Annotated in this window: 23 protein-coding genes and 1 pseudogene; 21 read left to right on the top strand and 3 right to left on the bottom strand. The window is 41.3% G+C overall.

The annotated features are described in order from the left end of the window. The 3 genes from recF to dnaA form a co-directional block, all read right to left on the bottom strand. Positions 1-1,080, bottom strand: a complete 1,080-nt coding sequence (gene recF, locus A1QC_RS06645) for a DNA replication/repair protein RecF (RefSeq protein WP_017024272.1) — start codon at positions 1,078-1,080, stop codon at positions 1-3. A gap of 77 nt (positions 1,081-1,157) precedes the next feature. Next, complete coding sequence (gene dnaN / locus A1QC_RS06640; protein ID WP_017024271.1) at positions 1,158-2,258, bottom strand: DNA polymerase III subunit beta; 1,101 nt, start codon at positions 2,256-2,258, stop codon at positions 1,158-1,160. Between the two features lie 64 nt (positions 2,259-2,322). Beyond that, positions 2,323-3,732 carry a chromosomal replication initiator protein DnaA gene (dnaA, locus tag A1QC_RS06635; RefSeq protein ID WP_017024270.1) on the bottom strand — a complete coding sequence of 470 codons (1,410 nt, stop codon included), beginning with the start codon at positions 3,730-3,732 and terminating at the stop codon, positions 2,323-2,325. A gap of 331 nt (positions 3,733-4,063) precedes the next feature. Here dnaA and A1QC_RS06630 point away from each other — a divergent pair, with 331 nt between their 5' ends. The 21 genes and pseudogenes from A1QC_RS06630 (at position 4,064) to atpG (ending at position 22,801) form a co-directional block, all read left to right on the top strand. Then, positions 4,064-4,825: a transporter substrate-binding domain-containing protein gene (locus A1QC_RS06630; RefSeq protein ID WP_017024269.1), complete on the top strand. Its 762-nt coding sequence runs from the start codon at positions 4,064-4,066 to the stop codon at positions 4,823-4,825. Between the two features lie 239 nt (positions 4,826-5,064). Further along, entirely contained in the window at positions 5,065-6,822 is a 1,758-nt protein-coding gene (locus A1QC_RS06625; protein WP_017024267.1) for an ABC transporter ATP-binding protein/permease, read from the top strand. A gap of 2 nt (positions 6,823-6,824) precedes the next feature. Further along, positions 6,825-7,496 carry an amino acid ABC transporter permease gene (locus A1QC_RS06620; RefSeq protein WP_017024266.1) on the top strand — a complete coding sequence of 224 codons (672 nt, stop codon included), beginning with the start codon at positions 6,825-6,827 and terminating at the stop codon, positions 7,494-7,496. Continuing rightward, complete coding sequence (locus tag A1QC_RS06615) at positions 7,493-8,230, top strand: amino acid ABC transporter ATP-binding protein (RefSeq protein ID WP_017024265.1); 738 nt, start codon at positions 7,493-7,495, stop codon at positions 8,228-8,230. The genes A1QC_RS06620 and A1QC_RS06615 overlap by 4 nt, the downstream gene beginning before the upstream one ends. 222 nt (positions 8,231-8,452) lie before the next feature. After that, positions 8,453-8,587 (top strand): 50S ribosomal protein L34, encoded by a 135-nt coding sequence (gene rpmH, locus A1QC_RS06610; protein ID WP_017024264.1) that lies wholly within the window; start codon positions 8,453-8,455, stop codon positions 8,585-8,587. 46 nt (positions 8,588-8,633) lie between these two features. After that, positions 8,634-8,957: a ribonuclease P protein component gene (gene rnpA, locus A1QC_RS06605; RefSeq protein WP_017024263.1), complete on the top strand. Its 324-nt coding sequence runs from the start codon at positions 8,634-8,636 to the stop codon at positions 8,955-8,957. Then, positions 8,924-9,181 (top strand): membrane protein insertion efficiency factor YidD, encoded by a 258-nt coding sequence (yidD, locus tag A1QC_RS15335; RefSeq protein WP_084021853.1) that lies wholly within the window; start codon positions 8,924-8,926, stop codon positions 9,179-9,181. The genes rnpA and yidD overlap by 34 nt, the downstream gene beginning before the upstream one ends. Before the next feature lie 2 nt (positions 9,182-9,183). Then, positions 9,184-10,833, top strand: a complete 1,650-nt coding sequence (gene yidC, locus A1QC_RS06600; protein WP_017024262.1) for a membrane protein insertase YidC — start codon at positions 9,184-9,186, stop codon at positions 10,831-10,833. A 159-nt stretch (positions 10,834-10,992) separates the two neighbouring features. After that, complete coding sequence (gene mnmE, locus A1QC_RS06595) at positions 10,993-12,354, top strand: tRNA uridine-5-carboxymethylaminomethyl(34) synthesis GTPase MnmE (RefSeq protein WP_017024261.1); 1,362 nt, start codon at positions 10,993-10,995, stop codon at positions 12,352-12,354. A gap of 66 nt (positions 12,355-12,420) precedes the next feature. Next, on the top strand, positions 12,421-12,861 hold the full coding sequence (mioC, locus tag A1QC_RS06590) for an FMN-binding protein MioC (protein WP_017024260.1): 441 nt from the start codon (positions 12,421-12,423) through the stop codon (positions 12,859-12,861). A gap of 502 nt (positions 12,862-13,363) precedes the next feature. Continuing rightward, a complete protein-coding gene (gene mnmG / locus A1QC_RS06585) occupies positions 13,364-15,259 on the top strand; it encodes a tRNA uridine-5-carboxymethylaminomethyl(34) synthesis enzyme MnmG (RefSeq protein WP_017024259.1) in 1,896 nt (631 codons plus the stop codon). Then, positions 15,256-15,906 carry a 16S rRNA (guanine(527)-N(7))-methyltransferase RsmG gene (gene rsmG / locus A1QC_RS06580; RefSeq protein ID WP_017024258.1) on the top strand — a complete coding sequence of 217 codons (651 nt, stop codon included), beginning with the start codon at positions 15,256-15,258 and terminating at the stop codon, positions 15,904-15,906. The genes mnmG and rsmG overlap by 4 nt, the downstream gene beginning before the upstream one ends. Positions 15,907-15,919: 13 nt before the next feature. Then, entirely contained in the window at positions 15,920-16,696 is a 777-nt protein-coding gene (locus A1QC_RS06575) for a ParA family protein (RefSeq protein WP_017024257.1), read from the top strand. A gap of 38 nt (positions 16,697-16,734) precedes the next feature. Then, positions 16,735-17,619: a ParB/RepB/Spo0J family partition protein gene (locus A1QC_RS06570; RefSeq protein WP_017024256.1), complete on the top strand. Its 885-nt coding sequence runs from the start codon at positions 16,735-16,737 to the stop codon at positions 17,617-17,619. 148 nt (positions 17,620-17,767) lie between these two features. Next, positions 17,768-18,115 (top strand): ATP synthase subunit I, encoded by a 348-nt coding sequence (locus A1QC_RS06565; RefSeq protein ID WP_017024255.1) that lies wholly within the window; start codon positions 17,768-17,770, stop codon positions 18,113-18,115. A 12-nt stretch (positions 18,116-18,127) separates the two neighbouring features. Beyond that, positions 18,128-18,904 (top strand): F0F1 ATP synthase subunit A, encoded by a 777-nt coding sequence (atpB, locus tag A1QC_RS06560; protein WP_017024254.1) that lies wholly within the window; start codon positions 18,128-18,130, stop codon positions 18,902-18,904. A 47-nt stretch (positions 18,905-18,951) separates the two neighbouring features. Next, complete coding sequence (gene atpE / locus A1QC_RS06555; RefSeq protein WP_017024253.1) at positions 18,952-19,194, top strand: F0F1 ATP synthase subunit C; 243 nt, start codon at positions 18,952-18,954, stop codon at positions 19,192-19,194. A gap of 53 nt (positions 19,195-19,247) precedes the next feature. After that, positions 19,248-19,717 (top strand): annotated as a pseudogene (atpF, locus tag A1QC_RS06550) (F0F1 ATP synthase subunit B). 15 nt (positions 19,718-19,732) lie between these two features. After that, entirely contained in the window at positions 19,733-20,263 is a 531-nt protein-coding gene (atpH, locus tag A1QC_RS06545; protein ID WP_017024249.1) for a F0F1 ATP synthase subunit delta, read from the top strand. A 13-nt stretch (positions 20,264-20,276) separates the two neighbouring features. Further along, positions 20,277-21,818, top strand: a complete 1,542-nt coding sequence (atpA, locus tag A1QC_RS06540; protein WP_017024248.1) for a F0F1 ATP synthase subunit alpha — start codon at positions 20,277-20,279, stop codon at positions 21,816-21,818. Positions 21,819-21,934: 116 nt separating this feature from the next. Next, entirely contained in the window at positions 21,935-22,801 is an 867-nt protein-coding gene (atpG, locus tag A1QC_RS06535) for a F0F1 ATP synthase subunit gamma (protein ID WP_017024247.1), read from the top strand. The last annotated feature ends 63 nt before the right edge of the window (positions 22,802-22,864 follow it).

Below are 22,864 nucleotides of genomic sequence, written 5' to 3'. Positions count from 1 at the left end.
TTATCCTTGCTCTATTTTGCCATGTTCCACATGAAACATCCTGCTATTTTCACTTTGCATTTCAGCAATGTGACTTGCAGTAATAGAACTTACAAAAACCTGTGCCTGCGTTTGCTTTAAATACTCAGCAAGTCGCCCTCGGCGTTGACTATCTAGCTCTGAAGCAAAGTCATCAATTAAATAAATACATTGCTTACCTGTCGATTGTGTTAGATGTTGCCCTTGCGCTAACCGCAATGCGCAAACCATTAATTTAAGTTGTCCACGAGACAACACATCTTCGACCGGTGTCGCATTGATTTTGAGTTTGAGATCCGCTTTATTCGGCCCGCTAAACGTGTAGCCGAGTTGCTGATCTCGCTCGAAATTCTTTTGTAAAATATCCGCGTATGGGGTGTCTTTATCCCAGCCCCTATAATACTGAATTTTCACTTCAAATTCAGGTAAAAATACACCACAAATCTGTTGGGCGACCTGTTTAAGCTGATTAACATACTCCAAGCGCCATTGGCTAATGGTTTCGGCTAATTCGGCTAATTCCAAATCCCAGTAACTTAATTCTTGATAATGCGTGGCGCTTTTCAATAATGCGTTGCGTTGCTTAATTAAACGTTTTAAACGAGACCATTTTTCATAAAAACTGGGTTGGGTATGAAAAACGCCCCAATCAATAAACGAGCGACGAAACTTAGGCCCTTCAGTGAGTAATTCAAACCCTTCAGTATGAATTAGTTGCAAAGGCAAAATTTGCGCCAATTGAGCAATTTTCTGCCCACTTTGCCCACCAATTTTTACTTCACTACTGCCATCGCGCTGTTTGTTGATCCCAATCGGTAATTCATAGTCATCTTCAGACATGAAACGACCATGAACAAACAGTTCCGATTGCTCATTTTGGATCACTCGTCCAGTCAATGTGCTTTTAAATGAGCGACCATGCCCCAGCAAGTAAATAGCCTCAAGCACACTGGTTTTACCGCTGCCATTAGGCCCGACAAGAAAATTAAAGCCTGGTGATAACTGAAGATCACAGGCTTTAATATTACGAAACTGTTGAATGGCTAAACGTACCAAAGGCATTAATTAGCCCATCACTTTAGGATATTTCAATAGAGTTATCTTTACTTTCAAAGTAACGGTTTCACTAACCGGTATGACTACAGGCGAATTGGCATTACAACGTACATGGCCGAGGCATCATCTACGTTTTCAACTAAAGCACTGGCGTTAGCATCGCTTAATGACATACGAACCGTTTGGCATTTTAAGGTGTTTAAAATATCCAACACATAGCTCACGTTAAAACCTATTTCTAACGGCTCACCTTGATAGTTCACATCGAGGTTTTCTTCCGCTTCTTCTTGTTCTGGGTTATTGGCGGTAATACGCATTTCTGACCCTGCAAGGTTCACGCGTACGCCACGGAATTTTTCATTGGATAGAATTGCCGCACGAGAAAATGATTGACGCAGCGCTTCACAATCGGCTTCAAGCGTTTTATTACTGTGCTGAGGCATAACGCGACGATAGTCAGGGAAACGACCATCCACCAGCTTAGAGGTGAAGGTAAATTCATTTACATTGGCGCGAATATTTGAGCTACCAATTTGCAGTGTCACGCTTTCATCAGGGCGATCCAACAACTTAACCAGCTCAAGCACCCCTTTACGTGGCACGATCACTTGTTGTTGTGGATATTCTCCAACCAACGCGGTTTCCGATACCGCCATACGGTGGCCATCGGTCGCGATAGCACGTAGCGTCGTACCTTCTATTTCAAACAACATACCGTTTAAGTAATAACGAACATCTTGGTTCGCCATAGAAAACTGAGTTTTTTCGACTAAGTGGCGTAACTCAATCTGGGTCACCGTCACTTCAACTTCACTTTGCCAATCTTCAATATTTGGGAAATCAGACGCTGGCAAGGTTGCCAAAGAGAAACGGCTTCGGCCTGATTTGATCAGCAAGCGTTCATCATCTAACGTCACATCAATCTGGGAGCTATCGGGTAAGCCTCGGCAAATATCCAAGAATTTACGAGAAGGGACGGTCGTGCTGCCCGGTTCAAAGTCGCCACTCAAAGTTAAACGACAAACCAGTTCAACTTCGAGGTCCGTAGCCGTGATCGAAAGTTCACCATTATCAACTTTGATTAATAAGTTGCCCAAAATAGGCAAGGTGGAACGGCCACCTAAAGCACCAGAAACTTGTTGTAATGGTTTAATCAATTGGGTTCGTTCAATGGTAAATTTCATAATCTACTCTAAATAATCTAATTCTATTAAAAACACGGCCTAAGCTTGCGTAACGGATAAGCTATTAAGAAGAAAGGGTACGAATCAAATTCGAATAGTCTTCTTTAATGTCATGGCTCTCTTCACGAAGTTCTTTGATTTTACGGCAAGCATGAAGCACCGTTGTATGGTCGCGACCACCAAACGCATCGCCAATTTCTGGCAAGCTATGGTTGGTTAATTCTTTCGATAATGCCATCGCCAACTGACGAGGACGCGCTACCGAACGAGAACGACGTTTAGATAATAAGTCAGCTACTTTAATTTTGTAATATTCTGCGACGGTTTTTTGAATATTATCGATAGTGACCAGCTTTTCTTGTAACGCTAATAAGTCACGCAATGCTTCTCGCACAAAATCAATAGTGATTGGACGGCCAGTAAAATTAGCGTTGGCAATAACGCGGTTTAGCGCGCCTTCCAACTCACGAACATTTGAACGCAAGCGCTTAGCAATAAAGAACGCTACTTCATCAGCCAAGGTAATTTGATGGTCTTCGGCTTTTTTCATCAAAATCGCCACACGAGTTTCAAGCTCTGGCGGTTCTATCGCCACGGTTAAACCCCAGCCAAAGCGAGATTTTAAGCGATCTTCGACCCCGTTGATCTCTTTTGGATAACGGTCAGACGTTAAGATGATTTGCTGATTACCTTCCAATAAAGCATTAAAGGTATGGAAAAACTCTTCTTGAGTACGCTCTTTATTGGCAAAGAATTGAATATCATCAATCAGTAAAGCGTCTAGGCTACGATAGTAACGTTTGAATTCTTCAATCGCATTAGTTTGCAATGCTTTTACCATATCTTGCACAAAACGCTCTGAGTGCATGTACACCACTCGAGCATCAGGTTTACTGGCAACAATAGCATTACCCACAGCATGCAAAAGGTGCGTTTTACCTAAGCCTGTCCCACCATATAAAAATAATGGGTTGTAAGAAGCCCCTGGGTTATCAGCAACCTGTTTTGCAGCCGCCAAACCTAACTGGTTTGATTTACCTTCAACAAAGTTATGAAACTTATGCTTAGGGTTCACGTTTGAACGATGGTTAACATCCACCACCACTTCACGCTGACCCGTATCCCACGATTTATTCAAAGGACGACTTTGTTGTACTTGTGCAGGCGCAGAAGATTCAGCCGCAACATCAGCAGCAGTTCTTCTTGGTACAGCATTGGTAGATTGAACGGGCTTACTGCCTACTTCAAAATGAAGATTCGGTGTATCTGCCCCACAAAACTCATTCAATAAACGATTAATACTATTGAGATACTTATCACGCACCCAATCCAACACAAAACGGTTAGGCGCAAATAAGGTGAGAGTATTGTCATTGAGCTCAGCTTGTAGGGGTCTTACCCACATACTGAATTCAGTTGCAGGAAGCTCTTCTTGAAGCTGTTGCAAGCATTGCAACCATAACGAAGACGACACATTAACCCCACACGAAATGAAATGATCTGAAAGGAATGTAATTCTACATCTTGACCAACAAGATCACCAGTAATAGATCCTTAGATCGGTGAATAAGATCTAAGTTATTCACAGTTTTTTCTATTGCTATCCCAATTTTATGTTAAACCAAGCAGTTAAGCCCACTTTTAGGATGTGCATAACCTAAAAAGAGGATAAAGTTACCCACAGCTACTTTGCTGATATCTTATGCAAGTTTGAGACCATTAGTTATGGTTAATAACATCTTGTTCTTAGATTTATCAATAGCACTTAACGTAGTATAAAGGCCAAATCATCTGGAGAATAAACCATGAGCCGTATTATAAATAAAATTGTCACCGCTGCAGCCCTTTTTCTTTCTGTTACCCATTTTGCACAAGCTGCTGAGCAAGAAGTTAAAGTGGGTATGTCTGGCACATACTTTCCATTTACATTTCAAAAACTTGATAAGCTTCAAGGCTTTGAAGTTGATTTATGGGATGAGATAGGAAAACGTAATGACTACCATGTGACTTACGTGACTGCAAACTTCTCTGGGTTATTCGGATTATTAGAAACTGGCCGAATTGATACTATCTCAAATCAGGTCACGATCACCGATACGCGTAAAGCGAAATATATCTTCTCTGATCCTTATGTGGTTGATGGTGTACAAATCACCGTTAAGAAAGGCAATGATTCGATCAAAAGCGTCGATGATCTTGCCGGTAAAACCGTTGCGGTTAACCTAGGATCGAACTTTGAGCAAGTGCTTCGTAGTTACGATAAAGAAGGTAAGATCAACATCAAAACCTACGATGCTGGTATCGAACAAGATGTGGCTTTAGGTCGTTCTGACGCTTTCATTATGGACCGTTTATCAGCTTTACAGCTGATCAAACAAACTAGCTTGCCACTTCAACTGGCTGGCGAACCGTTTGAAACCATCGAAAACGCATGGCCATTTGTCAATAATGCTAAAGGCCAAAAACTGCAAACTGAAGTCAATAAAGCTCTAGGCGAAATGCGTGCTGACGGCACACTAGGTAAGATTTCTGAAAAATGGTTTGGTGCGGATATTACTAAAAAGTAATACTCCCTAGCTCACCATAGATTCAAATAACAATAATGTAAGCCGTGTTGAGCCTGTTTATGACAGCTTAACGCGGCTTTTTAGTTTATCTTTTACTGCCCTTTTACTTTCAATCCCTACCCTTTCATCGCTATTTGTATCAAAATGTAACTTTATTTTTGCCTTTACCCTTAGTTCAATGAACCTCATCTTCAACTCTTGGTCATAGTTGCATCTTTTTTGCCTTTAGGAATCCACACATGAATAGCCGCCCATCTTTTCATCTTACTTCCCAACATTTTCTGGGAAAAGTTTGGCAGTTATCGAAACCCTATTGGCAATCGGAAGAGAAATGGATGGCATGGGGGCTATTAATTGCCATTGTGGCACTCAATTTAGGCATGGTGTACATGTCGGTGATCTTAAATCAGTGGAATTCTGATTTTTATAATGCATTACAAGAATTAGATAAAACGGCGTTTACTCACCTGTTGATCAAATTTTCAATCATCGCGGCCATCTTCATTGTTATCGCGGTCTATCGAATTTACTTAAATATGATGCTGCAACTTCGTTGGCGTCGTTGGTTAACCAATGCCTACCTGACTCATTGGCTGAACGATCGCTCTTATTTTCAACTCGAACGTGGCAACCATCAAACCGATAACCCCGATCAACGTATTGCCGAAGATATCGACCAATTTACCAATGACACGTTAAGCTTATCACTTGGCCTTTTAAATTCAGTAGTAACCTTAGCCTCTTTCATTACTATTTTATGGGGCCTATCTGGCCCGTTTAGTTTTCATCTGGCAGGTCACCAAGTGACGATCCCAGGCTTCATGGTCTGGGCGGCATTAATCTATGCGACGGTCGGCAGTTTTATCATGCATAAAATTGGTAAACCTTTAATTAACTTAAATTTTATTCAACAAAAACTTGAAGCTAACTTTCGTTATTCTTTAGTTAGGCTACGAGAAAATGCCGAAGGAATTGCACTTTATCAAGGTGAGAATAAAGAACGAGAGCAACTTGAAGTTAAATTTAACCAAGTATGGAAAAATACTTGGCAAATTATGCGTAAACAAAAGCAAATTGTTGGCTTTAATAGTGGTTATAGCCAAATTGCTATTATCTTCCCTATTATGATTGCCGCGCCAAGTTTTTTCTCAGGCGCAATAAAACTGGGCGGCTTAATGCAAATCAATAATGCATTTGGTCAAGTGATGGGCGCGGTCAGTTGGTTTGTTGACTCTTACGCAAGTATTGCCAGTTGGAAGGCCAGTGTTGACCGTTTAACCAGCTATAACGACGATATGCAAGCCACCAAACAACAAGCGCAACACAGCCAGCTAGTTGTCACTAAAACCCAACAAGATCAACTCACTATTCATCATTGCCAAGTAAAATTACCAAACGGCACAATATTAAGCCAGTTAGACGATATTCAACTACAGTCGGGGCAACATACCTTAATTTCTGGTCAATCAGGAATAGGAAAAAGCACCTTATTAAAAACCATCTCTGGTATTTGGCCTTATTCAGAAGGTCATATTGAAATATCGCAACACAGTTTGTTTCTTCCTCAAAAGCCATACCTTCCAGAGGGAACATTAAGAGAAGTGTTATGCTATCCACAGCGTGATACCAATATACAAGATAGTGAGATAATAGAACGATTGAATCTATGTCATTTAGGGCACTTTGCGTCACAATTAGATCAACATCAACACTGGTCACACACCATGTCTGCGGGTGAACAACAAAGAGTGGCTATTGTTAGGGCTTTGATTTTACAACCACAATGGTTATTTTTAGATGAAGCGACCTCATCGTTAGATGAGGAAACCGAAAGTGACATTTACCAAATTCTCGCAAAACAACTGCCAAATACCACACTGGTAAGTATTGCGCATCGGAGCAAAGTCGCTCACTATCACCAGTATCGCTTACATGCAGAGCGCTCGGATGAGCAAGTTAACTGGCAATTTAGCCCAATGGAAGGACATACACTTTAGTCATGAATTTCGATTTTAATTACATGTTGGATCTTCTGCCTATCTTATTCAAATATTTAGGCACAACATTAGAAATGGCAATCTGGGGCGTTGTATTCGCCTTAATATTAGCGGTGATTGTGGCTAATATTCGCGTCTTTAAGGTGCCTGTATTAAACCAACTTTGCCAACTGTACATCAGCTTTTTCCGTGGTACCCCTCTGTTAGTGCAGTTATTCTTATTGTATTACGGTTTGCCGCAGATATTCCCGATCATGGTGGGTATTGATGCTTTTAGCGCTGCCGTTATTGGTTTAACGTTGCACTTTGCGTCTTATATGGCCGAAAGTATTCGCGCGGCTATTATCGGCATTGATCGAAGCCAAATGGAAGCCAGTTTATCGATTGGAATGACGCGTTACCAATCAATGCGCCGTATCATTCTCCCTCAAGCCACGCGCGTTGCGCTGCCTTCTTTAATGAACTATTTCATTGATATGATTAAATCAACCTCTCTGGCCTTTACATTAGGCGTGGCTGAAATCATGGCGAAAGCACAAATGGAAGCCTCTTCTAGTTTTCGATTCTTCGAAGCATTCCTCGCGGTTGCTTTGATCTACTGGGGTGTAGTGTTAGTCCTCACTCAAGTACAAACTTGGGCAGAAAATAAATTAAACAAGGCGTATCAACGATGATCACTATTTCAAATCTACACAAATCGTTTGGTAACACCGAAGTGCTTAGTGGCGTGGATATTGAGATTAATAAAGGCGAAATCATCGTCATTATAGGGTCAAGCGGTACCGGTAAATCCACTCTTTTACGCTGCGTCAATTTTCTTGAATACCCGGAACAAGGCGTGATTAGCATTGATGATGCTACCGTGAATGCCGAGAAGCACACCAAAGCCGATATATTGGCATTACGCCGTAAAACCGGCTTTGTATTTCAAAATTACGCGTTATTTTCTCACCAGACAGCAAGGCAAAATATTGCTGAAGGCTTAATCACGGTGAGAGGCTGGAAGAAAAGTGATGCCCTTGCTCGCGCACAACAAATTTTGGATGACATAGGCTTAGGTGACAAGGGCGATAGCTACCCTGCTGCACTCTCTGGTGGTCAGCAACAACGTGTAGGTATTGGCCGAGCCATGGCATTTGAACCAGAGCTATTATTATTTGATGAGCCAACTTCTGCGCTTGATCCGGAATGGGTCGGTGAAGTGTTATCCTTAATGAAAAAATTAGCCAAGCAGCACCAAACCATGCTGGTGGTCACTCACGAAATGCAATTTGCTCGGGAAGTCGCGGATCGAGTGATCTATATGGCTAATGGCAAGATAGTGGAACAAGGAACGCCGGATCAAATATTTAAAGATCCCACTAATCCACAGCTTATTAAGTTTTTAAATCAGGTTGGGATCCAATAGGATCCTTGCACTTACAATAAGAAACCGTATAATCCGCACACGGATTTTTAGGCCAACGACAAGAATAAAGCACAATAAATGCGCTTTATTCTGTCATGTAGCATTGACTCTTTGACGGTCAATGATTACAATTCCGCCTCTTTGTTGAGAGGTGTCGGATAAAACATCTCACACCGGGTTTAACAAGAACCTATAAACTACTGATCAGTAAAGGTAATTACCATGAAACGCACTTTTCAACCTACTGTTCTTAAGCGCAAACGTACTCACGGTTTCCGTGCTCGTATGGCAACTAAGAATGGTCGTAAGACAATTAATGCACGTCGTGCAAAAGGCCGTAAGCGCCTTTCAAAATAATTCTTGAATTATTTTGACTAAGTCTACTTTTACTCGGGAGTTACGTTTGTTAACTCCCGAGCATTATCAAAACGTCTTCCAGCAAGCTCATCGAGCAGGCTCCCCTCATTTCACTATTATCGCTCGCAATAATACACTCCTCCATCCAAGACTTGGATTAGCAGTTCCTAAAAAACAAATCAAAACCGCCGTTGGTCGTAACCGTTTTAAACGTTTAGCTCGTGAAAGTTTTCGTTTACAGCAAAGCCAATTGCCAAATAAAGATTTTGTTGTAATTGCGAAAAAGAGTGCTCAAGATTTGAGTAACGAAGAAGTTTTTAAAATATTTGAGAAGTTATGGCATCGCCTATCTCGCCCTTATCGTGGTTAGCAATTAGGTTAATTTACCTATATAAAGGAATCATTAGTCCTTTGCTTGGACCTCGATGTCGCTTTACACCAACGTGTTCAACTTATGCTATAGAAGCAATTAATGAGCACGGTTTTGTAAAAGGGTGTTGGTTATCTGGCAAACGTCTATTAAAATGCCATCCTTTAAATGCTGGGGGATATGACCCTGTCCCGCCAAATCAAAAACACGACAGAGATAAATAACAATGGATTCTCAACGTAATATCCTGTTAATCGCTTTTGCTCTAGTAAGTTTTTTATTGTTCCAACAATGGAATAATAAGGATGCTCAACCAGCTCAAACTAGCGTGCAGCAGACTCAAACGAATACTGACAGCAGCTTGCCGCATGATCCTGCAGAGGCTTCATCCGATCCGCTCGTCCCTCAGCAAGTCAACAATCAACCTGCCGCTTCAACCATCAAAGTAACTTCTGATGTGTTAACGCTTGCTATCAACCCAGTTGGTGGTGATGTCGTTTCAGCTAAGTTGAATAAATATAATGCGACGCTGGATTCTAAAGATTCTTTTGTTCTGCTAAAAGAAACACCTGAGCATGAATACATTGCTCAAAGTGGTTTGGTTGGCCCTCAAGGTATCGATATCAGCAGCTCAAAACGTCCTCAATACCAAACAACAGCACAAAGTTTCCAATTGGCTGATGGTCAAGATGAATTACGCATTCCTTTGACTTACAGCGCAAATGGTATTGATTACACCAAAACCTTTATCATTAAACGCGGAAGTTACGCGATTGATGTTGTTTATGATATCAAAAACAACTCGGGTCAAGATGCCACATTAGGTATGTACGCTCACCTACGCCAAACGATGGTTGAAGGTGCAGGTCACTTAGGCATGCCAGTGTATACCGGTGGTGCATTCTCTACATCTGAAAATCATTACAAAAAATACAAATTTGACGAAATGCAGGACAAAAACCTCAACGTTAAATTAGAAGATGGTCAAGGTTGGGTTGCCATGTTGCAACACTACTTTACATCAGCTTGGATCCCTCGCGATCAACCAGGCACTATTCTTTATTCTCGTGTGATTGGTAATATTGCCGATATTGGTGTGCGTACTCCAAATCAAGTGATTGCCAACAACCAAAGTGGCGAAATTAAAGCCACCCTTTGGGCTGGTCCTAAGCTACAAAATGCAATGGAAGCAACCGCCCCGCATCTTGATCTTGTTGTCGACTACGGTTGGTTATGGTTCATTGCTAAACCACTTCATACTTTATTGTCCTTCATTCAGACATTTGTTGTGAACTGGGGTGTGGCAATTATTCTCCTAACCTTCATTGTTCGTGGTGCTATGTACCCGCTTACCAAAGCTCAGTACACTTCCATGGCAAAAATGCGTATGTTGCAGCCGAAAATCACTGCCATGAAAGAGCGCTTAGGTGATGACCGCCAACGTATTAGCCAAGAAATGATGGCAATGTATAAAGAAGAAAAGGTAAACCCACTAGGTGGTTGTTTCCCTATTCTTCTGCAAATGCCAATCTTCATTGCACTTTACTGGGCATTAATGGAGTCGGTTGAATTACGTCATGCACCTTTCTTTGGTTGGATTCATGACTTGTCAGCACAAGACCCGTATTACATCCTGCCAGTATTGATGGGTATCTCAATGTTGATCATCCAGAAGATGAGCCCAACAACGGTTACCGATCCAATGCAGCAGAAAATGATGATGTTCATGCCAATCATCTTCATCTTCTTCTTCCTATGGTTCCCATCAGGTCTAGTTCTTTATTACCTAATGTCGAACATCGTGACCTTGGTACAGCAATCGCTAATCTACCGAGCACTAGAGAAGAAAGGTCTGCATTCTAAGAAAGGCAAATAAGTTTCTTAGATGACTGAACGAACAAAGGCGGCCTAAACGGTCGCCTTTTGCTTATTTGCTTTTCCATAATACTGAAGATAAACGATTAAATTATCTCTTTATAAATCTATTAAGCGAATTACAATTGGTAAGCGTTTTCCTATTTAAATGGTTGTTATTATGAATACAGAGACAATTGTCGCTCAAGCTACCGCCCTTGGTCGTGGTGGTGTTGGTATCATCCGAGTCTCAGGCCCTCAAGCCAAACAAGTGGCACTAGAAGTCTTAGGCCGTGAAGTGAAGCCTCGCTACGCCGAATACCTTCCATTTACCGATGAAAACGGTGCTCAGCTTGACCAAGGTATCGCACTTTATTTTCCGAATCCCAATTCCTTTACCGGGGAAGATGTATTAGAACTGCAAGGCCATGGTGGGCCGGTAGTCATGGATATGTTGATCAAGCGAATTTTAAAAATTAAAGGGATCCGCGCAGCCAGACCTGGTGAATTCTCTGAACGCGCCTTTTTAAATGATAAGATCGACTTAACTCAAGCTGAAGCCATCGCCGATCTGATTGATGCAAGCTCTGAAGAAGCCGCGAAATCGGCATTAAACTCTCTCCAAGGTGAGTTTTCTCAACGTATAAATACCTTAGTAGAATCGTTAATTTATTTACGTATATATGTTGAAGCCGCGATCGACTTTCCCGAAGAAGAAATTGATTTTCTGGCCGATGGAAAAGTCAGTTCCGATCTACAGTCGATCATAGATAACCTTAATGCGGTGCGTAAAGAAGCCAACCAAGGTGCGATAATTCGCGAAGGTATGAAAGTAGTCATTGCTGGACGACCGAATGCTGGTAAATCTAGCCTATTAAACGCACTGTCGGGTAAAGAGTCTGCGATTGTTACCGATATAGCAGGAACCACGCGAGACGTTCTTAGAGAGCACATACACATTGATGGTATGCCTTTACACATTATTGATACTGCTGGGCTGCGTGAAGCCTCTGATGAAGTGGAACGAATCGGCATTGAACGAGCATGGGAAGAAATAGCACAAGCGGATCGAGTGTTATTTATGGTCGATGGCACGACGACTAGCGCGACGGATCCCAAAGAAATTTGGCCTGATTTTGTTGAAAAATTACCTGAAAATATTGGAATGACAGTGATCCGCAACAAAGCGGATCAAACAGGAGAAGTGTTGGGCATTTGCCACATCAACAATCCAACCTTGATCCGTCTATCAGCGAAGACCTGCGAAGGTGTTGATGCACTGCGTGATCATCTTAAAGCCTGTATGGGGTTTGCTGGTGGTAATGAAGGCAGCTTTATGGCTCGCCGACGCCACTTAGAAGCCTTAGATAAAGCTACAGAGCATTTAGCGATTGGTCAGCAACAGCTTGAAGGTTACATGGCCGGGGAAATATTGGCTGAAGAGCTAAGAATTACCCAGCAATACCTCAACGAGATTACTGGTGAATTCAGTTCTGATGACCTATTAGGTCGTATTTTTTCTTCATTCTGTATTGGAAAATAAACACAATTTTCAGTTAAAACGCACGATGAATACCAATAGCATAAAAATCACATCACAGGAGTGGTCATGATCCATATCATCACAGGCAGTACACTAGGCAGCGCAGAATATGTCGGCGATCACCTAAGCGATCTTCTTATTGCACAAGGGGCGCAAACCACTATTTATAATCAACCGGATCTTACACAAATTCCAGCTTCAGGGATCTGGTTAATTGTGACTTCAACGCATGGTGCAGGGGATTATCCAGACAATATTCAACCTTTCATGGCACAACTCCAGGACGCCCCTCCAAGAATGTCTGACGTGAAATTTGCCGTAATAGCAATTGGAGACTCAAGTTACGATACCTTTTGTGGTGCAGGAAAGAGTGCCAGAGAAGCCTTGTTAGACATTGGAACACAAGAATTATGCCCACATTTAGAGATAGATGTGCTCGAAACTCCGGTTCCTGAAGATGCTGCAGAAACTTGGATACAAGAAAATATGGCCCATTTTATTGGCTAATCACTTCAATTATCCCTCCCAAAGGCAGAATACATGTCTGCCTTTACTTTCCTATTTTTGTTAATTTCCATTTTTTCATAAAATAAAAAGGTTCAACCGCTCACTTTTTAATCAAACCATCTGTGGATAAGTAGCACTTTATCCTGTGATCCTACTATAGTTATTCACTGGATAACTATTCCATCAAGATCGCCTGTGTATAACTAGCAATTTAGATCCCAGCTAATACAGAATAAGATCAAGGTTAGATCACAAGAAACGATCCTCCTAAACACTATGATCTTTAAGATCATTTTTTGATTATCCACAAGATCGTGCTTCTCTAATAGTAGATCTAATAAAAGATCTATATAAAGATCTTATATATATTAAAGCCTTTGAAGCCTTTATTTAATTAGACAAATTGATTCTCTATGGAGATTAAAAAAGGTAGAATAGCTCTCCTTTTATTTCCTAGATCATTAAACGAATGATCGTTAAATTGAACTCTTGAGGTCTGATCATGTTTTATCACGAAAACTTTGACGTCATCGTCGTTGGTGGTGGTCATGCTGGAACGGAAGCTGCTCTTGCGTCTGCTCGTACAGGCCAAAAAACACTACTCCTAACTCACAATATTGATACTTTAGGTCAAATGTCCTGTAATCCTGCCATCGGTGGTATCGGCAAAGGTCATTTGGTTAAAGAAGTCGATGCTTTGGGCGGATTAATGGCTCAAGCTATTGATAAATCAGGAATTCAATTTCGTACTCTTAATGCATCTAAAGGGCCAGCAGTGCGTGCAACCCGTGCTCAAGCTGATCGTTTATTATATAAATCAGCAGTTCGCACCACTCTTGAGAATCAACCGAATCTAACCTTATTTCAACAAGCCGTTGATGACTTGATCGTTGAAAACGATCAAGTGGTTGGTGCAATCACTCAAATGGGTTTGAAATTTAAAGCCAAAGCTGTGGTGCTTACTGTCGGTACTTTTCTGGGTGGTAAAATCCATATTGGTTTAGAAAACTTCTCTGGTGGTCGCGCTGGTGATCCACCATCGATTGCACTAGCACAACGCCTGCGAGATCTTCCTTTTCGAGTTGATCGTTTAAAAACGGGTACGCCTCCTCGTATTGATGCCCGTACTGTCGATCTTAGCTGCCTTGAAAAGCAACATGGCGATACGCCAATCCCAGTATTTTCATTTATGGGTAAGGCCAGTGATCATCCTGATCAAATTCCATGTTTTATTACTCACACCAATGAAAAAACGCATGATGTGATCCGAAAAAACCTTGATCGTAGCCCGATGTATTCAGGTGTGATCGAAGGTATTGGCCCTCGTTACTGTCCTTCAATTGAAGATAAAGTGATGCGTTTTGCTGATAAAAATAGTCATCAAATATTTATTGAACCGGAAGGTTTAACTACGACAGAACTTTACCCTAACGGTATTTCAACCAGCCTGCCATTTGATGTACAAGTCAAAATTGTTCAATCAATGAAAGGTTTTGAAAATGCACAAATCATGCGCCCAGGTTATGCGATAGAGTATGACTTTTTCGATCCACGCGATTTAAAACAAAGCTATGAAACCAAGTTCATTGCAGGTTTATTCTTTGCCGGTCAAATCAATGGTACGACTGGTTATGAAGAAGCAGCTGCTCAAGGTTTAATGGCGGGCCTTAATGCCTCGCTTTACACTCAAGGTAAAGAATCTTGGAGCCCACGTCGTGATGAAGCTTACATGGGTGTTTTGATTGACGACTTGTCTACCATGGGTACCAAAGAACCTTATCGCATGTTTACTTCTCGTGCGGAATATCGCTTATTACTTCGTGAAGATAATGCCGATTTGCGTTTAACTGAAAAAGGTCGAGAGCTTGGTTTGGTGGATGATGCGCGTTGGGCTCGTTTTAATCAAAAAGTAGAGAATATGGAACAAGAACGTCAACGTTTGAAAGATATTTGGGTGAACCCAAAATCGGATAATATTGATGAATTGAACCTGCTACTTAAAACGCCAATTACCCGTGAAGCCAGTGGTGAAGATCTTTTACGTCGTCCTGAGATGACTTATGAAAAACTCACATCATTAGCTGCATACACTTCACAAATGGATGATCATCAAGCGACTGAGCAAGTTGAAATCCAAGTGAAGTATGAAGGTTATATCTTGCGTCAAAAAGAAGAAATTGAAAAATCGCTTCGCCATGAAAATACCAAATTACCGGTAGAATTAGATTATTCTCAAGTGAAAGGGCTTTCTAATGAAGTGGTGGCTAAGTTAAATAATACTAAGCCTGAAACTATCGGTATTGCTTCACGTATTTCCGGTATTACACCGGCCGCAATTTCGATTTTACTGGTTCACTTAAAAAAACATGGTCAATTAAAGAAAGGTGATGCTGCATGAATCTCAGTTTAATAAATAAACAATTGAGAGATAAGCTGGATGCACTATTATCTCAAACAGATCTTGAGGTAAATGATCGACAACGCGATCAACTGGTTGGCTATGTGTTGTTATTAGACAAATGGAATAAAGCGTACAACTTAACATCGGTACGTAATCCTATGGATATGCTAGTAAAGCATATTATGGATAGTGTGGTTGTTAGCCCATATTTATCTGGTACCCGCTTTATTGATGTGGGTACAGGGCCTGGTTTACCAGGGATTCCGTTAGCGATTTTAAACCCAAACTATGACTTTACTTTGCTTGATAGTTTGGGGAAAAGAATTCGTTTTATCAAACAAGTATTGCACGAATTGGACATTAAAAACGTACAACCAGTACAGAGCCGAGTCGAAGAATTTCAACCAGAACAAGGTTTTGATGCTGTGATCAGCCGAGCATTTGCTTCTATGATCGATATGGTGGAATGGTGTCATCATTTACCAAAACCTGATGGTGGAGTTTTCCTTGCGTTAAAAGGCCAATTACCTGAAGATGAAATTGCACTGTTACCTAATGCATTCAATGTGCTAGAGATAAAAGCACTACAAGTTCCAGAATTAGAAGGTGATCGCCACTTAATCGTTTTGGAAAAAAAGGATTAATAACGAGGTATTCGTGGGTAAAATCATTTCAATTGCTAACCAAAAAGGTGGTGTTGGGAAAACGACAACGTGCGTTAACCTAGCGGCTTCAATGGCAGCAACCAAAAGAAACATTCTTGTTATTGACCTTGATCCTCAAGGTAATGCCACTATGGCAAGTGGTATTGATAAGTATTCTGTCGATTTTACGGCTTACGATCTTCTGGTTGAAGAAACCTCATTTGATGAAGTGGTATGTAAAAATACTCCAGCAGGTTATGACTTAATCGCTGCCAATGGTGATGTGACTGCAGCTGAAATTAAATTGATGGAAGTGTTTGCTCGAGAATTACGACTGAAAAACACGTTAGCGAACGTTAAAGATCAATACGATTATATTTTTATTGATTGTCCACCATCGCTTAATTTATTAACTATCAATGCTATGGCCGCATCTCACTCGGTATTAGTACCTATGCAGTGTGAATATTTTGCATTAGAAGGGCTAACTGCTTTGATGGATACCATCAGTAAATTAGCGGCAGTCGTTAACAATGAACTAAAAATTGAAGGTATTTTACGGACAATGTTTGATCCAAGAAATCGCCTATCTAACGACGTTTCAGAGCAATTAAAGAAACACTTTGGCGATAAGGTTTACCGTACCGTTATTCCTCGTAATGTCCGCTTAGCAGAAGCGCCTAGCCATGGTAAGCCTGCCATGTATTATGATAAGTATTCAGCAGGCTCTAAAGCTTATCTAGCGCTTGCTGGTGAAATGCTTCGCCGTGAAGAAATACTCGCGCTATAACTCAATAATTCATTAAAGATATAAAGGAATCCGCTCAGATGTCTAAACGTGGTTTAGGTAAAGGCCTTGATGCTCTACTTTCAACGAGCTCGCTTGCTCGAGAAAAACAACAAAAAGTAGCACATAGCCAAGCTTTGTCCTCGGAAGGGCAATTGGCTGAAATTTCTATTTCTCAACTGATTCCAGGTAAATACCAACCAAGAAAAGATATTCAATCTGAAGCGTTGGAAGAATTATCCTCCTCTATTCGCTCGCAAGGCATTATTCAGCCTTTGGTGGTGCGTAGAGTCTCTGAATCTCAATTTGAAATCATTGCTGGTGAGCGCCGCTGGCGTGCAGCCAAATTAGCGGGCTTAACTCAAGTTCCTTGTGTGATTAAGAATGTTCAAGATCGCGCGGCGATTGCGATGGCCTTGATTGAAAATATTCAACGTGAAAACTTAAATGCGATTGAAGAAGCTCAAGCTTTGGAACGTTTACAACAAGAATTTGAATTAACTCATCAGCAAGTGGCGGATGCTATTGGTAAATCTCGCACCGCTGTCACCAATTTATTACGCCTCAATACGCTTGATGATGAAGTCAAGCAATGCGTTATATCAAAAGAAATAGAAATGGGTCATGCCAGAGCCTTGTTATCTTTAGATTTTAACGATCAAAGTAATGTTGCAAAAATTGTGGTTGCTAAGAAATTAACCGTTCGACAAACTGAAGCTCTAGTGAAAAAACACTTAGAACCGAAAGAAAAAACAGAAACGGTAGAAGATACTTCAGCTGTGACTTTTTCAGAACAATTATCTGAACAGTTAGGCACAAAGGTTGTGATTCGTCGGAATGCTAAAGGGAAAGGGAAAATTACCATTGATTTCGAGGACATGGAGCAGGTATTAAGTCTCCTTAACACAAACTTAAGTATAAATTAACTCTGTTAGTAGAATATCGCCAATCATTTAACAGAATGTGAAAATAATCATTTTACACCTTGCTCTTTTCTGTAATAGAAGCAAAGTAAGGTGTAGTATGTCCTGCGCATACAGCTGAACCAAAAAAATGTAATTGGGTGTAAATAGAATGTTTTTTTTAATCTTAACTCAGTTTATTGTTGTTGGTGCTTTAAGCTTGATCAGTTTGTATGTTCAGGGAGAGATGGCAAGTCAATCTGCCATTTTTGGGGGGCTGGTGTACTGTATTCCGTATATTGTAACGAGTTTATATTTGAATAAACCCGGCGCAGATACGGCAGCAAAAGTCATGGCGAAAGCCTATATAAGCATAGCTTATAAGTTTGTGATTACCGGCGCTCTATTTGTATATTTCTTTAAATATACAGAAGTGCACCTTATCACCTTCTTTTTAGGTTATATCTTGGCCTTTGTTGTGCAATGCATCATGTCATTTGGTTTTATAAAACGTAATTAGACAGGATATCTAATGGCTGGTTCAGGTGAATTAACTCCTCAGGAGTACATCTCACACCATCTTACGAACTTAGATGTTGGTAGCGGTTTCTGGACGTTTAATATCGATTCATTGATCGTTTCGGTTCTATTAGGAACCTTAATGATGTGGATCTTTTACCGTGTTGGCAAAAAAGCCACTAGCGGTGTACCAGGAAAGCTTCAATGTTTCATCGAGATGATCGTTGAGTTTGTTGATGCCTCAGTAAAAGATATTTTCCATGGAAAGAACGCATTAGTTGCTCCATTAGCATTAACCGTCTTCGGATGGGTTTTCCTAATGAACCTAATGGATCTTATTCCGGTCGATTTTCTTCCTCATACAGCGACTCTCTTGGGAATCCCGTATTTACGTGTTGTACCGAGCGCCGACGTTAACATTACAATGTCAATGTCATTGGGCGTGTTTGTCTTGATTATCTACTATAGCATCAAGATGAAAGGTATCACTGGGTTTGCTAAAGAGTTAGGTTTACAACCGTTTAATCACTGGGCTTTTATTCCAATTAACCTAGTGCTTGAAGGGGTAACGTTGTTGGCTAAACCAGTTTCATTGGGACTGCGTTTATTCGGTAACATGTATGCAGGTGAGTTGATTTTCATTTTGATTGCAGGGCTTCTGCCTTGGTGGTCACAATGGGTTCTCTCCGTGCCATGGGCGATCTTCCACATATTGATCATCACCCTACAGGCATTTATCTTTATGATTTTGACGATAGTGTATCTATCTCAAGCATCAGAAGAACATTAATAAAAAAATTTTTTACATAACATTCAGATAAAACTTGGAGTTATACAATGGAAAACTTGAACATGGATCTGCTGTACATTGCTGCGGCTATCATGATGGGTCTTGCGGCAATCGGTGCAGCAATTGGTATCGGCATGTTAGGTGGTAAATTCCTAGAAGGTGCTGCTCGCCAACCAGATCTTATCCCACTACTACGTACACAATTCTTCATCGTTATGGGTCTTGTGGATGCGATTCCTATGATCGCGGTTGGTCTAGGTCTGTATGTGATGTTTGCGGTCGCCGGATAATAATTCATTATCCTGGTATTTGTTTTTAAATTGCAAACAAAGGAGAGTATGCGGTGAACATAAACGCAACTCTGTTAGGTCAAGCGATAGCGTTTGTCATCTTTGTGTGGTTCTGCATGAAATATGTATGGCCGCCACTAATGGCAGCGATCGAAAACCGTCAGAAAAATATTGCTGATGGTTTAGCAGCCGCTGACCGCGCAGCTAAAGACTTGAGCCTGGCACAAGCTAATGCTTCGACAAATTGAAAGAAGCAAAAAAAGCCGCTGCTGAGATCATCGATCAAGCGAACAAGCGTAAAAGTCAGATTTTAGAAGAAAGCCAAACTGAAGCTCAAATTGAGCGTCAAAAGATCATTGATCAAGGCCAAGCTGAAATTGAAACTGAACGCAACCGCGCTCGTGATGAACTACGTAAGCAAGTTGCTATTTTAGCGATTGCCGGTGCTGAGAAAATTTTGGAGCGTTCTATCGATCAGAATGCACACCAAGATATTCTCGACGATATTACTGCAAAACTATAACTAGAGGGGCAGCATATGTCTGATTTGACTACAATCGCACGCCCCTATGCTAAAGCAGCCTTTGAATTTTCGGTTGAGAAAGGGGCAGTAGACCAATGGTCTGAGATGCTTTCTTTCGCTGCAGAAGTCGCAAAGAATGAAGATGTTATCAACCTTTTGAATAAAGCGCTTGCCGCTGAACAATTGGCTGAAGTTTTCATTTCGATTTGCGCAGAGTTTGATGAAAATGGCCAAAACTTTATTAAAGTTCTGGCTCAGAATGGGCGCCTTAAGGCCCTTCCTGAAATCTGTGAAGAGTTTTTGATTCTGAAAAAAGAATTAGAAAATCAGGTTGATGTAGAAATTATTTCTGCAACAACACTAACTGAAACTCAACTTGCAGAACTCAGCAGCAAACTCGAGCAGCGCCTTGATCGTAAAGTAAAGCTGAATTGCAGTGTAGATGAGACTCTACTTAGTGGAGTTATTATTCGAGCCGGAGACTTAATAATCGACAACTCAACTCGCGGTCGTTTGAACCGTTTGAGTGACGCATTAATGTCTTAATGGGGATTGGAGCATGCAACTTAATTCCACAGAAATTAGCGAACTGATCAAACAACGTATCGAGAAATTCGAAGTTGTAAGTGAAGCTCGTAATGAAGGTACTATCGTTTCAGTAAGCGATGGTATTATCCGTATTCACGGCCTAGCGGACGTGATGCAGGGTGAAATGATTGAACTACCGGGTGGCCGTTACGCACTTGCACTTAACCTTGAGCGTGACTCGGTTGGTGCGGTAGTAATGGGCCCGTATGCTAACCTTCAGGAAGGCATGAAAGTAACGGGTACTGGTCGTATCCTTGAAGTACCTGTAGGTCCTGAAATGCTTGGTCGTGTTGTAAACACACTGGGTGAGCCAATTGATGGTAAAGGTCCTATTAATGCTCAATTAACTTCTCCTGTAGAAGTAATTGCACCAGGTGTTATCGACCGTAAGTCAGTAGATCAACCAGTTCAAACTGGTTATAAATCTGTTGACTCAATGATCCCAATCGGTCGTGGTCAACGTGAGCTTATCATCGGTGACCGTCAGACTGGTAAGACGGCAATGGCTATCGATGCCATTATCAACCAACGTGATTCAGGCATTTACTCTATCTACGTAGCGATTGGCCAAAAAGCCTCTACTATTGCGAACGTAGTACGTAAACTTGAAGAGCACGGTGCACTTGCAAACACTATCGTGGTTGTAGCATCGGCTTCTGAGTCTGCAGCATTGCAATACCTGGCTCCATATTCAGGTTGTGCGATGGGTGAATACTTCCGTGATCGCGGTGAAGATGCACTGATTGTTTATGATGATCTATCTAAACAAGCGGTTGCTTACCGTCAAATATCTCTACTACTAAAACGTCCACCAGGCCGTGAAGCCTTCCCAGGTGATGTTTTCTATCTTCACTCGCGTCTTCTAGAACGCGCCTCTCGTGTAAGCGAAGCGTATGTTGAGAAGTTCACAAATGGTGAAGTGAAAGGTAAGACGGGTTCTTTAACTGCTCTTCCTATCATTGAAACACAAGCTGGTGACGTATCTGCATTCGTACCGACTAACGTAATTTCGATTACCGATGGTCAGATCTTCCTACAAACTGAGCTATTTAATGCTGGTATCCGCCCTGCGGTAGACCCAGGTATTTCGGTATCTCGTGTAGGTGGTGCAGCGCAAACTAAGATCATTAAGAAACTGTCTGGTGGTATTCGTACCGCACTTGCACAGTATCGTGAACTAGCAGCGTTTGCTCAGTTCTCATCTGATCTAGATGCAACGACGAAGCGTCAGCTAAACCATGGTCAAAAAGTAACTGAGCTAATGAAGCAAAAGCAATACGCTCCTTTCTCAGTGTTTGATCAGGCTCTTGTGATTTTTGCTGCTGAGCGCGGTTACTTAACCGATATCGCTCTTAACAAGCTAGCGGATTTCGAATCGGCACTACTGTCGTACGCTCATGGTCAACATGCTGATTTCGTCGCTGAAATCAACAAAACGGGTGCTTATAACGATGACATCGAAGCCAAACTTAAAAAGTTGGTTGATGACTTCATAGCAACTCAGACCTGGTAATTCGTGGGTGATGTTTTCGTGATTTTAAAATACTTAAATCCTCGAAGTCGCATCACCACTAACGAATATCCATTAACGGGATTCCCTTTATGGGGCCCTATTAACGGAGTGTAACGATGGCCGGCGCAAAAGAAATTCGTACCAAAATTGGTAGTGTTAAAAGCACACAAAAAATTACGAAAGCAATGGAAATGGTAGCAGCTTCCAAAATGCGTCGTTCGCAAGACGCAATGGAATCTTCTCGTCCATATGCACAAACAATGCGTAAAGTGATCGGTCATGTAGCGAACGCTGCCCTTGAGTATAAGCACCCTTATCTTGAGGAACGTGAAGCTAAAAAAGTTGGTTACATCATTATTTCTACCGATCGTGGTTTATGTGGTGGTTTGAACATTAACTTGTTTAAAAAAGCCCTAAACGATATGAAAGGTTGGTCTGAAAAAGGCGCAGGTGTTGAACTTGCAGTGATTGGCTCTAAAGCCACCGCTTTTTTCAAAGGCACAGGTATGAAACTGTCCGCTCAAATTTCAGGCCTAGGGGATAACCCAAGCCTAGAATCTTTGATTGGTAGTGTCGGCGTGATGCTGCAGAAATATGATGAAGGTGAGTTAGATCGCCTTTACGTGGTATTTAACAGTTTTGTTAATACCATGGTTCAAGAACCAAAGATCGATCAATTGCTACCTTTGCCTAAATCGGATAGCGATGACATGAAACGCACTCATTCTTGGGATTATATTTATGAACCCGAGCCGAAACCACTGCTAGATGCCTTGTTGAAACGTTATGTTGAATCTCAAGTGTATCAAGGCGTGGTAGAAAACCTTGCTTGTGAGCAAGCGGCACGAATGGTGGCGATGAAAGCTGCAACAGATAATGCAAGCAACTTGATTGATGACTTACAACTTGTGTACAACAAAGCCCGTCAAACGGCGATTACACAAGAATTGTCAGAAATCGTATCAGGTGCGGCAGCAGTTTAGTCTTGTTATTAGCAGCACGGTTATTAAATTTTAGTGCTTAGGTAATTAAATAGTTTAGAGGAT

The organism is Vibrio rumoiensis 1S-45 (assembly GCF_000286955.2).
In the GTDB taxonomy this organism is placed as follows: domain Bacteria; phylum Pseudomonadota; class Gammaproteobacteria; order Enterobacterales; family Vibrionaceae; genus Vibrio; species Vibrio rumoiensis_A.
Note: the sequence above shows the minus strand (reverse complement) of the source record. Positions and strands in the feature narration are given on the sequence as shown.

Excerpts from the sequence above, each read along its gene's own strand:
- recF (WP_017024272.1), bottom strand. The coding sequence starts at position 1,080 with ATGCCTTTGGTACGTTTAGCCATTCAACAGTTTCGTAATATTAAAGCC.
- dnaN (WP_017024271.1), bottom strand. The coding sequence starts at position 2,258 with ATGAAATTTACCATTGAACGAACCCAATTGATTAAACCATTACAACAA.
- A1QC_RS06630 (WP_017024269.1), top strand. The coding sequence starts at position 4,064 with ATGAGCCGTATTATAAATAAAATTGTCACCGCTGCAGCCCTTTTTCTT.
- A1QC_RS06625 (WP_017024267.1), top strand. The coding sequence starts at position 5,065 with ATGAATAGCCGCCCATCTTTTCATCTTACTTCCCAACATTTTCTGGGA.
- A1QC_RS06620 (WP_017024266.1), top strand. The coding sequence starts at position 6,825 with ATGAATTTCGATTTTAATTACATGTTGGATCTTCTGCCTATCTTATTC.
- A1QC_RS06615 (WP_017024265.1), top strand. The coding sequence starts at position 7,493 with ATGATCACTATTTCAAATCTACACAAATCGTTTGGTAACACCGAAGTG.
- rpmH (WP_017024264.1), top strand. The coding sequence starts at position 8,453 with ATGAAACGCACTTTTCAACCTACTGTTCTTAAGCGCAAACGTACTCAC.
- yidD (WP_084021853.1), top strand. The coding sequence starts at position 8,924 with ATGGCATCGCCTATCTCGCCCTTATCGTGGTTAGCAATTAGGTTAATT.
- yidC (WP_017024262.1), top strand. The coding sequence starts at position 9,184 with ATGGATTCTCAACGTAATATCCTGTTAATCGCTTTTGCTCTAGTAAGT.
- mnmE (WP_017024261.1), top strand. The coding sequence starts at position 10,993 with ATGAATACAGAGACAATTGTCGCTCAAGCTACCGCCCTTGGTCGTGGT.
- mioC (WP_017024260.1), top strand. The coding sequence starts at position 12,421 with ATGATCCATATCATCACAGGCAGTACACTAGGCAGCGCAGAATATGTC.
- mnmG (WP_017024259.1), top strand. The coding sequence starts at position 13,364 with ATGTTTTATCACGAAAACTTTGACGTCATCGTCGTTGGTGGTGGTCAT.
- rsmG (WP_017024258.1), top strand. The coding sequence starts at position 15,256 with ATGAATCTCAGTTTAATAAATAAACAATTGAGAGATAAGCTGGATGCA.
- A1QC_RS06570 (WP_017024256.1), top strand. The coding sequence starts at position 16,735 with ATGTCTAAACGTGGTTTAGGTAAAGGCCTTGATGCTCTACTTTCAACG.
- A1QC_RS06565 (WP_017024255.1), top strand. The coding sequence starts at position 17,768 with ATGTTTTTTTTAATCTTAACTCAGTTTATTGTTGTTGGTGCTTTAAGC.
- atpB (WP_017024254.1), top strand. The coding sequence starts at position 18,128 with ATGGCTGGTTCAGGTGAATTAACTCCTCAGGAGTACATCTCACACCAT.
- atpE (WP_017024253.1), top strand. The coding sequence starts at position 18,952 with ATGGAAAACTTGAACATGGATCTGCTGTACATTGCTGCGGCTATCATG.
- atpH (WP_017024249.1), top strand. The coding sequence starts at position 19,733 with ATGTCTGATTTGACTACAATCGCACGCCCCTATGCTAAAGCAGCCTTT.
- atpA (WP_017024248.1), top strand. The coding sequence starts at position 20,277 with ATGCAACTTAATTCCACAGAAATTAGCGAACTGATCAAACAACGTATC.
- atpG (WP_017024247.1), top strand. The coding sequence starts at position 21,935 with ATGGCCGGCGCAAAAGAAATTCGTACCAAAATTGGTAGTGTTAAAAGC.